At 72.7% G+C, this 10780-nt stretch carries 12 protein-coding genes; 5 read left to right on the top strand and 7 right to left on the bottom strand.

Annotation, left to right across the window (positions count from 1 at the left end):
- Nucleotides 1-137: 137 nt before the first annotated feature.
- Nucleotides 138-989, top strand: coding sequence for a serine hydrolase (locus ABZ749_RS19010; RefSeq protein ID WP_357229488.1), 852 nt, complete (start codon nt 138-140; stop codon nt 987-989).
- Nucleotides 990-1064: 75 nt separating this feature from the next.
- The gene (locus ABZ749_RS19015; protein ID WP_357229491.1) at nt 1065-1766 is read left to right on the top strand and encodes a lysoplasmalogenase; all 702 of its coding nucleotides are present in this window, start codon (nt 1065-1067) and stop codon (nt 1764-1766) included.
- Here ABZ749_RS19015 and ABZ749_RS19020 read toward each other — a convergent pair.
- A complete protein-coding gene (locus ABZ749_RS19020) occupies nt 1735-2532 on the bottom strand; it encodes a tyrosine-protein phosphatase (protein WP_357229493.1) in 798 nt (265 codons plus the stop codon). The two genes, ABZ749_RS19015 and ABZ749_RS19020, sit on opposite strands and share 32 nt — an antisense overlap.
- 44 nt (nt 2533-2576) lie before the next feature.
- On the opposite strand from ABZ749_RS19020, the gene ABZ749_RS19025 reads away from it, so the two are divergent.
- On the top strand, nt 2577-3674 hold the full coding sequence (locus ABZ749_RS19025) for a dipeptide epimerase (RefSeq protein ID WP_357200521.1): 1098 nt from the start codon (nt 2577-2579) through the stop codon (nt 3672-3674).
- A 59-nt stretch (nt 3675-3733) separates the two neighbouring features.
- Complete coding sequence (locus ABZ749_RS19030) at nt 3734-4657, top strand: NlpC/P60 family protein (protein ID WP_357229496.1); 924 nt, start codon at nt 3734-3736, stop codon at nt 4655-4657.
- Nucleotides 4658-4766: 109 nt separating this feature from the next.
- Here ABZ749_RS19030 and ABZ749_RS19035 read toward each other — a convergent pair whose 3' ends face one another.
- The 3 genes from ABZ749_RS19035 to pnuC form a co-directional block, all read right to left on the bottom strand.
- Nucleotides 4767-5765 carry a TerC family protein gene (locus tag ABZ749_RS19035; protein ID WP_357229499.1) on the bottom strand — a complete coding sequence of 333 codons (999 nt, stop codon included), beginning with the start codon at nt 5763-5765 and terminating at the stop codon, nt 4767-4769.
- A 316-nt stretch (nt 5766-6081) separates the two neighbouring features.
- Nucleotides 6082-7206: an AAA family ATPase gene (locus ABZ749_RS19040; protein ID WP_357229502.1), complete on the bottom strand. Its 1125-nt coding sequence runs from the start codon at nt 7204-7206 to the stop codon at nt 6082-6084.
- Complete coding sequence (pnuC, locus tag ABZ749_RS19045; RefSeq protein ID WP_357229505.1) at nt 7203-7859, bottom strand: nicotinamide riboside transporter PnuC; 657 nt, start codon at nt 7857-7859, stop codon at nt 7203-7205. The genes ABZ749_RS19040 and pnuC overlap by 4 nt, the downstream gene beginning before the upstream one ends.
- A gap of 117 nt (nt 7860-7976) precedes the next feature.
- On the opposite strand from pnuC, the gene ABZ749_RS19050 reads away from it, so the two are divergent.
- Entirely contained in the window at nt 7977-8270 is a 294-nt protein-coding gene (locus ABZ749_RS19050; protein WP_357200510.1) for an antibiotic biosynthesis monooxygenase family protein, read from the top strand.
- A gap of 122 nt (nt 8271-8392) precedes the next feature.
- Here the strand turns inward: ABZ749_RS19050 and ABZ749_RS19055 are convergent, their stop codons facing one another.
- The 3 genes from ABZ749_RS19055 to ABZ749_RS19065 form a co-directional block, all read right to left on the bottom strand.
- A complete protein-coding gene (locus ABZ749_RS19055; RefSeq protein WP_357229508.1) occupies nt 8393-9250 on the bottom strand; it encodes a helix-turn-helix transcriptional regulator in 858 nt (285 codons plus the stop codon).
- Between the two features lie 196 nt (nt 9251-9446).
- Entirely contained in the window at nt 9447-9815 is a 369-nt protein-coding gene (locus ABZ749_RS19060) for a VOC family protein (protein ID WP_357229510.1), read from the bottom strand.
- A gap of 90 nt (nt 9816-9905) precedes the next feature.
- Nucleotides 9906-10697: a helix-turn-helix domain-containing protein gene (locus tag ABZ749_RS19065; RefSeq protein WP_357229513.1), complete on the bottom strand. Its 792-nt coding sequence runs from the start codon at nt 10695-10697 to the stop codon at nt 9906-9908.
- Nucleotides 10698-10780: the final 83 nt, after the last annotated feature.

A 10780-nucleotide genomic window follows, 5' to 3' on the forward strand; every position in this document is an offset into this window, starting at 1 on the left:
GGCGGCGACGGTGAGGTCGTCCAGGCGGGTGCCGCTGCGGCGGTGGCGCGGTCGGGGTCCGGTGCGGCGCGGGCGGCCTCGTAGCCCCCAGACGGGTACGCGAGCCCACCCACACCTGATCCGCTACGGTCACCGGCATGACCTGGGATGATCTCGACGCCCACCTGGACGGGGTGCCCGGCACCGTCTCCGCGTACGTGGGGCGCCTCGACGCGCCGCCGACCTGGACCCGCCACGCGGACGCCGGCCACTACGCCGCGAGCACCATGAAGGTGGCGGTGCTCGCCGCGCTGCACCGCGCCGCCGAGGCCGGAACCCTGGACCTGGACGCCCCGGTCCCGGTCGTCAACGACTTCGCCTCCGCCCAGCCCGGCGCACCCCGCTTCGCCAACGCGCAGCCCTACGACAACGACGACGCGGTCTGGGACCGTGTCGGCGGCACCGCGACGCTGCGCTGGCTGGCCGACCGCATGATCGTGCGATCCAGCAACCTCGCCACCAACCTCGTCCTCGGCCACGTCGGGCTACCCGCGGTGGCCGAGGTCTGGGCGCTCGCCGGTGCCCGCAACAGCGTCACCGGCCGCGGCATCGAGGACTTCGCCGCCCGCGAGGCCGGCATCACCAACACGGTCACCGCCGCCGACCTGGCCGCCCTGCTCGGCGCACTGGCCACCGGGGCCGACACCCCCGGCCCACTCGCCTCACCGGCGGCCTGCGCCACCATGCTGGACGTCCTGCTCGCCCAGGAACACCGCGAGGACCTCGCCGCCGGCCTGCCCACTAACACCCGCATCGCGCACAAGAACGGTTGGGTACGCGGCGTCCGCCACGCCGCCGGCGTGGTGCTGCCCGACGACGCCCCGCCCTACCTCATCGCCGTCTGCACCACCACCGACCTGGCCGACGGCGACGACCAGGTGGAGGACGACGCCTGCCTGCTGCTCGCGCACATCTCGGCGCAGGTCTGGGCCGCCCGCCACCACCTCTGACCCCACAGCCTCGGCGGTGATGCCAGCACCGCCGACTGCGGCTACGCTGCTCGCACCCCCACCCCGGAGCCGCCGATGCCCCGCAGTCGCACCGTGCTGATCGCCTTCCTCGTCGTGACGGCCGCGAACCTGCTGGCCAACGCCACCGGCGGCGGCCTGGCCTTCCTGCTCACCAAGCCGCTGCTGATGCCGCTGCTGGCCGCGTACCTCTGGCGGGTCAGCGCCGAACGCGCGGCCCGACCGGACCGGCTGCTGCTCGCCGCGCTGGCCTTCGCCACCGGCGGCGACATCGCCCTGATGATCGACGGAACCGGCTGGTTCCTCGCCGGCATGGCCTGCTTCCTCGGCACGCACCTCTGCTACCTCGCGGCCTTCACCCGACGCGGCGCCGCGACCGCGCTGCGCCGTACGCCGCTGGCCGCCGTCCCCCTGGGGTACGCGGCGCTGACCGTCATCGCGCTGACCTGGATGTGGGCCGGGCTCTCCGATGCCGGGCTGGCCGTACCGGTGGCCGGCTACGCGATCGCGCTGGCCGCCATGGCCAGCACCGCCGCCACCCAGGGCTGGCGGGTCGGTGTCGGCGCCGCGCTCTTCCTCGGCTCCGACCTGCTGATCGCCGCCGGGGTGGCCGAGGTGGCCCAACCACCCGGCGCGCCGGTGCTGGTCATGGCGACCTACGCCGCCGGCCAGGCACTGATCGTCACCGGCTGCGCCGCCCGCACCGGCACACCCACCGACGCACCGGTCACTCCAGCAACTGCGCCCGCAACGCCCTGAGGTCGGAGTCGGTGAGCCCCAGCCCGTCGCGCAGGTACGCGTCGAACGAGCCGTGCACCCGACGCACCTCGGCGTAACCGGCGTCGAGATACTCGGCGCGGACCTCCAGCACCGGCACCACCGCGTCGACGTCCAGCTCGGGATTTCGCCGACGCATCGCCTCGACGATCACCGCCCGCAGGCTGTCGGTCAGCTCGTTGTTGCGCAGGTAGTCGGCGCGAACGGCCGACTCGTCCACCCCGAGCGCCGTCAACAGGATGACGGTCAGCCAACCGGTGCGGTCCTTGCCGGCGGAGCAGTGGTAGAGCAGCGGCAGATTTTCCGGGCGGGACGCCAGCCGCACCGCCTCGGCGAAACCGACCCGCGCCGACTCACCGGTGACGAACCAGCGGTAGATCGCCGACATCGCCCCCGCCGTGCCCTGCCGGGCCAGCTCGGCGTACGCGTTCAGGTCGTGTCCGAGCAGCACCGCCGAGACGTACGTGAAGACGGGGTGCTCCGCGTCGTGCACCGGCAGGCGCACCACCCGTGGCTCACCGGCGAACCGGTCCTCCGGCGCGACCGCGATCTCCGAGGCGTCGCGCAGATCCACCACGCACGCGGGCCCCAGCTTCGCCAGCACCGGCAGGTCCTCGTCGGTCAGCCGACCCAGCGCCGGAGTGCGGATCAACTGGCCGACCCGGACCCTCCGCCCGTCCGCGCCGACGAGCCCGCCCAGGTCACGCGCGTTCGGCGCACCCACCAGCTCCCAGCCCTGCTCGGTCATGCGGTCTCCCCTCCGAAGGTGAACCTCCGTATAGGGTGCCTGACATGACGATCTCGGCGGTACGCACCCACCGGGTTTCCGCCCCCTTACACACTCCGTTCGTCACCGCGCTACGTCGCACCACCACAGTGGACACCCTGGTCGTCGAACTCGTCGACAGCGACGGCCGGTCCGGCTTCGGTGAGGCGCCGCAGGTCTGGCAGGTCACCGGCGCGTCGGTCGCCGGCGCGCAGGCGTGCGTCCGCGAGCTGCTCGGCCCACGGCTGATCGGCCGTGACCCGGACGACCTGGTGACCCGGTGCGCCGAGGTGCAGCGCGCCGTGGTCGGCAACGAGGCCGCGAAGGCGGCGGTGGACGTCGCCCTGCACGACCTCGCCGCGCGGCGACTGGGCGTACCCCTGGTGCGGTTGCTCGGGGGCACCACGCTGCGGGTCCCGACGGACGTCACGCTGGCGGCAGGCGACGCGGTGGACCTGGCGACCGCGGCACGGCAGCGCCAGGCCGACGGCTTCGGCGTGCTCAAGTTGAAGGTCGGCACCGACGCGGCCGGTGACCTGGACCGGGTACGCGCGGTCCGGGCGGCCGTCGGCCCCGGCACCCGGATCCGGCTCGACGCCAACCAGGGCTGGACGCCCCGGGAGGCGGTCCGGGTGATCCGCGGCATCGAGGACGCCGGGCTCGACGTGGAGTTGGTCGAGCAGCCGGTGGCCCGCTGGGACCTGGACGGGCTGGCCTGGGTCAGCGACCGGGTGTCCGTGCCGATCCTGGCCGACGAGGCGGTCTTCGGGGTGCGTGACCTGGTGGAGGTGATCCGTCGCCGGGCCGCCGACCTGGTCAACGTCAAACTGGCCAAGTGCGGTGGACTGCACCCGGCCCGCACCCTCCTCGACCTGGCCTCCGCGCACGGCCTCGGCACTGTGGTCGGCTCGATGATGGAGAGCCAGGTCGGCATCGGGGCGGCCGCGAGCCTGGTCGCCGCGTACGGCACCACAGCGGTCCCCGACCTGGACGCCGCCTGGTGGCTGGCCTGGTCACCGGTGCAGGGCGGCATTCGCTACGACGGGGCGACGGTGGTGCTGCCGGATGCCCCTGGCCTGGGCATCTCCGGCCTCGCTGAAGCAAAAGTGCAGGCCCATGGTTGATGGCTGTCGGTTTCTTTCATAGGGTTCCCCTGGACAGCCGACACGATCTGGGGGTTGACGTGGAGCTGCAACCGGGCCGCGAGGCCGTCGTCCGGGTCGCCGTGGCGACGCTGTGGACCTCCCCCGAGGCCGTCCGCCCGGTCGACCGTCCGGCGCTGACCGCCGGCGCCGACATCCCGACCTGGGTCTCCGGGATGGACACCGACCAGCAGGTCGGCGACTGCGTGCTGAGCCAACTCCTGCTCGGCGAACGGGTCCTCGTCAGTGAGGTACGCCCGGACGGCTGGGCCCGGGTCGTCGCCGTCGAACAACCAGCCGCCAAGCTGGATCCCCGCGGCTACCCGGGTTGGCTTCCCGCCGAGCAGTTGGCCGTTCTCGACCCGACCCACACCGGCGTCGACCACCCGCTGGTGGTGGACGCCACGGTCACCGGGCTGCACGCCGCCCCGAACGGGCCGGTGGTGCTGCCCGGCGTCGTCGTCGGCACCCGGCTCGTCCCGGCCGGCCCCGCGCTCGACGACTGGCGGCCGGTGCACGTCCCCGGTCGGGCCACTCCGCTCTGGCTGCCCGACCGCCACCTGGTGTCGTCGGCGGTCGCGTCGCCGGCCGCCGCGCAGGCGCTCGCGGTGGCACAGCGCCTGCTGGACGTGGTCTACATCTGGGGCGGTCTCTCCGCGCACGGCATCGACTGCTCAGGGCTGGTGCATCTGGCCTGGCGGCGGTTCGGGGTGCTGCTGCCCCGCGACGCCGACGATCAGGCCGTGGCCACCACCCCACTGTCGTTGGGCGCGGAACGCCCCGGTGATCTCTACTTCTTCGCCCGACCGGGCCGCAAGATCCACCACATCGGCATCGTCACCGCCGCTCCGAGCGACGGCGGCCAGCGCCGGATGCTGCACGCCTGCTACCGGCGGCGGCGGGTCATCGAAGAGGAACTGCCGGCAGACCGGACCGCCACACTGGTGGGCGCGCACCGGGTCTAGGGCGGGTCTCTGTCGACCCGAGCCGGAGTCCAGGCGTCTGGGCCCGGCGCAGGCCGGCCAGCACTTCCGACACCGGCCGGGCGCCTGTCCGCACCCGGCCGGTGACCGGTCAGTGTCGGGCGTCGGCCAACTCGCGACGCCGGTCCCGGGAGGACTTCACCAGGCTGGCGGCGGTGGCGATGCCCAGGGTGCCGATGATGACCAGCAGCGACAACCAGATCGGGATGTGCGGCGCCCAGCCGACGTGCTCGCCACCGTTGATGAACGGCAGGTTGTTGTCGGCCAGTGCCTCCAGCACCAGCTTGACCCCGATGAACCCGAGCACGACGGCCAGGCCGTAGCTCAGGTAGATCAGCCGGTCCAGCAGGCCACCGAGCAGGAAGTAGAGCTGCCGGAGGCCCATCAGCGCGAAGACGTTCGCGGTGAAGACCAGGTACGGCTCCTGGGTGATGCCGAAGATCGCTGGGATCGAGTCCAACGCGAAGATCAGGTCGGTGGTGCCGATCGCGATCATCACGATCAGCATCGGGGTGAACAGCCGCTTGCCGGCCACCTGGGTGGTCAGCTTCGCGCCGTCGTAGTCCTTCGAGATCGGCAACGCCTTGCGGCTCCACCGGATCAGCACGTTCTCGGAGAACTCGTCCTCGTCCGGCTCACCCTGCCGGGCCAGGTTCACCGCGGTGTAGATCAGGAACGCGCCGAAGATGTAGAAGACCCAGGAGAACTGCGTGATCAGCGCCGCACCCGCGGCGATGAACCCGCCGCGCATCACCAGCGCCAGCACGATGCCGACGAGCAGCACCTTCTGCTGGTACTGCCGAGGCACCCCGAAGCGCGCCATGATGATCACGAAGACGAAGAGATTGTCCACCGAGAGGCTGTACTCGGTGAGCCAGCCGGTGTAGAACTGGCCGGCCGCGCTGGCCCCTGAGGTCAGCCAGACACCCGCACCGAAGAGCAGGGCGAGGCCGACGTAGAAGGCGACCCAGAGGCTCGACTCCCGCACACTCGGCTCGTGCGGGCGCCGACCGATGATCAACAGGTCGACGAGCAGGACCGCAGTCAGTGCGACAAGCGTCCCCGCCCACACCAATCCGGACACGTCCAACGTTCATTCCTCCGGCAGACACGCGGCGTCGGGCACACCGTACGCCCCTGCGGGAGCCGGCGTGCCGCTGTCGCTCACTCTGGTGACTGTCGGAGGTCTCTTCCGCCGCCGCCCCTGGGGCCGGCGACCTACGGGGCCGGGTCGGGCACCGTGGTTCCGGCGATCGACCGTGCTGACGACTCCGTTGCGGGGGAATACTCCCCTCCTCAATGACCATTGTTGCCCACCACGCCCCGTGATCACACCCCGGGCACCCGGTGGCGCCGGACACCACTCGATGCGTCCCACCGCACACCCGCTAGGGCTTCCTAGGAGGCTAGTGCACGTCGGGTGCGGCGATCGGGTCGGCGAGCGACCAGCCGGCAGCGAGCAGGTCGTCGCAGGCCCGCACCGCCGCGGCCAACCGATCGGCGTGCGGCCCGGTCAACTCCACCACCGGCACCCCGCACCCGGCCAGCTCGGCCCGAAAACGCTCGGTCATCCAGGCCCGCAGGTGCTCACCGTCGCGCAGCCCGTCATCGGTGAACGGCACCCCCCGGTGATCCGTCAGCAGATACAGCGCCGGCCGGCGGGCCGCCGCCCGCACCTCCTCGGACGCGCTGCCCAGGTAGCGCTCCTCCCACACCGCCGTCGCGCGCGCGTCGGTGTCGCAGACCAGCAGCGGCCCGCTCGTCCGGGCCGCCGCGTCCTCGGCGGCCTGCTGCTCGCGCACCACCGCGCGGAAGTCGTCCCGATCCCAGGCAACGTCGAAGACGGTCGCCTCCGGCGCCCGTTCCCGCAACCCGGCCAGCTTGCGAGCGGTCAACTCCCGGCCGTACTCCGGCACCCAGGACGTGCCGTAGTGCCCGGCGAGCGCCGCCGCCATCGTCGTGGTCCCGGTCGACTCGGCCCCGACCACCACCACCCGGCGGGCGAACCACGCCCGCACCGGCGGGCTCAGCCACCGCCAGTGACCCGCCGGGTCCGCGCGCACTGCCGTCCCGGACACCGGCACGGTCCGCCGGTCCGGATCAACCGACACGGGTACGGCATGGAAGCGGCGCGCCAGCTCGACGCCGTACGCCTCGGAGGAGAAGACCGCGTCCACCGACACCGACCCGACCGCCTCGCGGAACACCGCGCAGTGCGCGTCCCAGACCGCCGGATCGGCGTAGTCCACCGGGTGGTCGTCGTACCGGCCGACGACACGGACCCACGGCGTGTCCGCGTGCACCTCGCGCAGCCAGTCGAGGCGCAGCGGAAGCGGAATGGACTCCCGACGCGAGGGCGCCACGACGACGGTCACCTCGGCGCAGCGGGCGGCGGCGGCCCGGATCAGCGCGTGGTGCCCGGCGTGCGGCGGATAGAACTTGCCCACCACCATCCCGTGCCCGAACTCGGCGGCGGACCGACGCGCCGGCCCGCGTGGTGCCGGCGGCCGGCCGGATGTCGCGGGGCTCACGCGGTGACCGGGGCCGGGCCCGGCGGGACCGCGCTCGGCCGGTCGGCCCGACGCAGATCGGCGCGCCAGGCCCGCAACCCGAGCACGCACAGGGCGAGGAAGACCAGGTAGAGCACGGCCGTCAGGTGCAGCCCCTTGTACGCGTACAGCGGGATGTAGATCAGGTCGGCGGCGATCCAGAGCCACCAACTCTCCACCCGCTTTCGGGTCTGCCCGTACGTGGCCAGCAGGGACAGCGCCGTGGTCAACGCGTCCGGCAGCGGCACAGTCGAGTCGGTGGCCCGGTCCAGCAGGACCCAGAGCGCGCCGGTGAGCAGCAGCCCGGCGGCGGCCAGCCCCAGCCACTCCCGCCGCCCCGTCCGGCTGACCGTGAGCCGGGTGCGCCGCTCGCCCCCGAACAGCCAGTGCCACCAGCCGTAGCAGCCGAGCGCGACGTAGACGACCTGGAGCCCCGCGTCGGCGTACAGCCCGGCGGTCCAGAACAGCAGCATGAGCAGCAGCACGTTGGCGATGCCGATCGGCCAGTTGGCGATCTTCTGCCGGGCCACCAACCACACGTTGAGCACACCGGTCCCGAACCCCAGCAGCTCCGCCCAGGTGGTGCCCGTCCCGGCCACCCGAAACGCGGTGCCGGTGAGCCAATCGATGATCACGAGGCCACCCTAGGGTCCGTGTCAACGCCCTCTGTCGGGCCGAGGCGGAGTCCAGGCAGTGGTCCGGCACGGACCCGCGACACCGACCGCCCCGACCGCCGTGGGAGGCTGTCCGACATGGTGCTTGAGGTCGCGTTGATCGACGTACTACCCGGACACGAGGACGCGTTCGCCGCCGCGTACGCCGAGGGTCACCCGGTGCTCGCCGGAGCGACCGGCTGCCGGTCCGTGCGGATGACCCGAGGAATCGAGTCACCGACCCGGTTCGTGCTGCTCGTCGAATGGGACTCGGTCGAGGCGCACGAGAACAACTTCCGGGCCACCGAACGGTTCGACGCGTGGCGGGCGCTGATCGGGCCGCACTTCGCGGGACCGCCCATTGTCGAACACTTCCTCGACGTACCGGCCTGAGCCGAGCTGTCGTACCCCGCGGTTATCGTGCCGGGCGCACGCGCCGGCTGCCGGTCCCGACGGGCTCGGGGGCGCCGGGCCCGGTGGCCGCGCGGCGCGTCACCGTCGGCACCGGTCAACACTCACTCGCCGACGCGACGGGCCAGCGCGGTGACCGTCTCCTCCGGTGACAGCGCCGCGGCCAGCAGCGCCGCGGTCATCCGCTCGTAGCGGTCGACGTCGAGCACGGTGGCCAACCGGACGTCGGTGGTCAACGCCTCGAGCATGACCGTGCGCGGGTCCGCCGGGTCGGGAAAGGCGTAGCAGGAATACGGTGTGAGCGGATGCAGCCCGCCACCGGCCGCTCCGCGTGGCAACAACCGCACCGTCACGTGGGACAGGCCGGTCACGGCGACCAGGTGACGCAGCTGTTCACGCCAGACCGCCACCGGCAGGTCACCCGGGTCGCAGACGGCCTCGGCGAGCACCGCCGTGTAGCGCGGTGGGTACGCCCGCCGAAGCACCTCCTGCCGCAGTGCCCGCGCGCGCACCTCGGCCTCCACATCGACGTCCGGCGTGAGCTGGACGCCGGCGCTGACCAGCACCCGGGCGTACGCGGGCGTCTGGAGCAGCCCCGGCACCACCGACGGCTGGTACTCGACGATGTCGGCGGCGCCCGCCTCCAACTCGGCGTAGGTGCGCTGCCGTTCGCTCATCTCGCCCAGCGTCTTCCACCAGCCTCGACTGGTCGCCGCGTCCCGGGCGATGACGATCAGCGCCTCCCGGGCGGGCGTGGGCACCTTGTAGACGTCCAGCAGGTCGAGCACGTCGGCGAGGTCCGGGCGACTCTGCCCCAGCTCGATGCGGGACAGCTTCGACGTCGAGGCCCAGCCCAGCCGGTCGCAGACCTGCTCCAGGGTCAGCGACTCGCGCCGACGAAGTTGGCGCAGCTCTGCGCCGAGACGTGCTCGTCGAATGACAGGACTTGTTGGCAGCGGCATCCCGGCCTCCCCACCGAGGGAGACTACGCAGGACGATCACCCAGTGCAATAGCTCGCTCGCGCACCGCAATCAGGGTATTCGACACCGCTGGCCGGACCGGCTCGCCGGAGCAGATCGTTTCCGCAGGTCAGCGCGGTTGCGGGTCGCGAAGGCTGATCCCGGTGGGCCGACCATCCCCGATCGGCGTGGCCGGACTCAGGGTCGGTAGGTGCCGAAGGACCAGACGTAACCGGCCAGATCGCGGGCCGCGTAGTCACGGGAGCCGTAGTCGGTGTCGAACGGCTCGCGGATGATCTCGGCGCCGGCCGCGCGGGCCCGGGCGCAGTGGGCGTCGACGTCCGGCACGGCCACGTAGACCGACCAGTCGTCGTCGGCCGGCCGGGGCGGGGCGTCGGCCCGACCACCCAGCATGATCATGCCGGTGTCGAGGACCAGCTCGGCGTGCGCGACCGCACCGTCCGGCGCCTCGTGCACGGCGTGCACCCGGAAACCGAAGGCGGCACCGAGCCAGTCGATCGCGGCGCGGGGATCGGGATAACGGAAGATCGGATAGATGGTTCGCATGACCCCATTCTGCGGCCGGTGGCGCGGCTCCGGATTGGACGAATGTGACCTCGGCGGGTCGCCGAACCGGGTCCGGTCGGCCGGCGGCCGTCAGCGGCCGGAGAGCAGCGCGGCCGGCGTGGCCCCCGCGAACTCGTGGAAGTCCCGAATCAGGTGGGACTGGTCGTAGTAGCCGCAGCCGGCCGCCACGGCGGCCCAGTCGACCCCCCGCCCGGCCCCGCCCGCCTGGGTCGACGCGTCATGAGCCTGCTGGAAACGCAGCAGCCGGGCAGCCATCTTGGGCGGCAGGCCGACCTCCTGCCGGAACCGGTTTGCGAGGTGCCGGCGGCTCCAGCCCAACTCGTCGGCGAGCACACCGACGCTCCCCCGCCCATCGCTGGCGGCCAGCCACCGCCACGCCCAGTCGAGCCGCGGGTCCACCGGTGGGGACGCCGCCAGCCGGGCGGCGAGCACCCGGTCGAGGAGGTCGAACCGCTCCGACCAGCCGGTGGCCTCGGCGAGCCGGTCGCGCAGCCGATCCAGCCAACGGCCCGGGAGCTGCCCGACGCCGACGGCCCGATTGGTCAGCTCACCCAGGGGCAGACCGAGAAGCCGGCGGGCGGCCAGGGGGGCGAGCAGCAACTCGACGCCCTCCCCCACGCCCACGGTGCGCGTGGTGCACCAACTGTCGAAGGTGCCGGCCACGAACGAGTCGACAGCGGTGACGCCACGCTGAGCGCTACGCGGGTCGGTCACGTCCAGCGGAGCACCCCAACCCAGTATCAGCACCACGAAGACGCCCGCCGACTGCCGACGGACCAGCGGCACGTCCGCCCGCTCCCGGTAGCCCACGTACCTGTCGACGAACGGACGCAGGCTGGCGTCGGGCAGCCCGAAGACCATCTCGCCGATCGGCGCCACCGCCGTCAACAGTGCCCGCCCTTCGCGTGCCCCGGTCGGCCGGGCCCGAGCGGTGCGCTGGGCGG

The sequence above is a fragment of the Micromonospora sp. NPDC047753 genome (assembly GCF_040642735.1).
Taxonomy (GTDB): domain Bacteria; phylum Actinomycetota; class Actinomycetes; order Mycobacteriales; family Micromonosporaceae; genus Micromonospora.

Bases quoted from the DNA above. Each gene is read 5' to 3' on its own strand.
- ABZ749_RS19010 (WP_357229488.1), top strand. From the start codon at position 138: ATGACCTGGGATGATCTCGACGCCCACCTGGACGGGGTGCCCGGCACC.
- ABZ749_RS19015 (WP_357229491.1), top strand. From the start codon at position 1,065: ATGCCCCGCAGTCGCACCGTGCTGATCGCCTTCCTCGTCGTGACGGCC.
- ABZ749_RS19020 (WP_357229493.1), bottom strand. From the start codon at position 2,532: ATGACCGAGCAGGGCTGGGAGCTGGTGGGTGCGCCGAACGCGCGTGAC.
- ABZ749_RS19025 (WP_357200521.1), top strand. From the start codon at position 2,577: ATGACGATCTCGGCGGTACGCACCCACCGGGTTTCCGCCCCCTTACAC.
- ABZ749_RS19050 (WP_357200510.1), top strand. From the start codon at position 7,977: ATGGTGCTTGAGGTCGCGTTGATCGACGTACTACCCGGACACGAGGAC.
- ABZ749_RS19055 (WP_357229508.1), bottom strand. From the start codon at position 9,250: ATGCCGCTGCCAACAAGTCCTGTCATTCGACGAGCACGTCTCGGCGCA.
- ABZ749_RS19060 (WP_357229510.1), bottom strand. From the start codon at position 9,815: ATGCGAACCATCTATCCGATCTTCCGTTATCCCGATCCCCGCGCCGCG.
- ABZ749_RS19065 (WP_357229513.1), bottom strand. From the start codon at position 10,697: ATGGTCTTCGGGCTGCCCGACGCCAGCCTGCGTCCGTTCGTCGACAGG.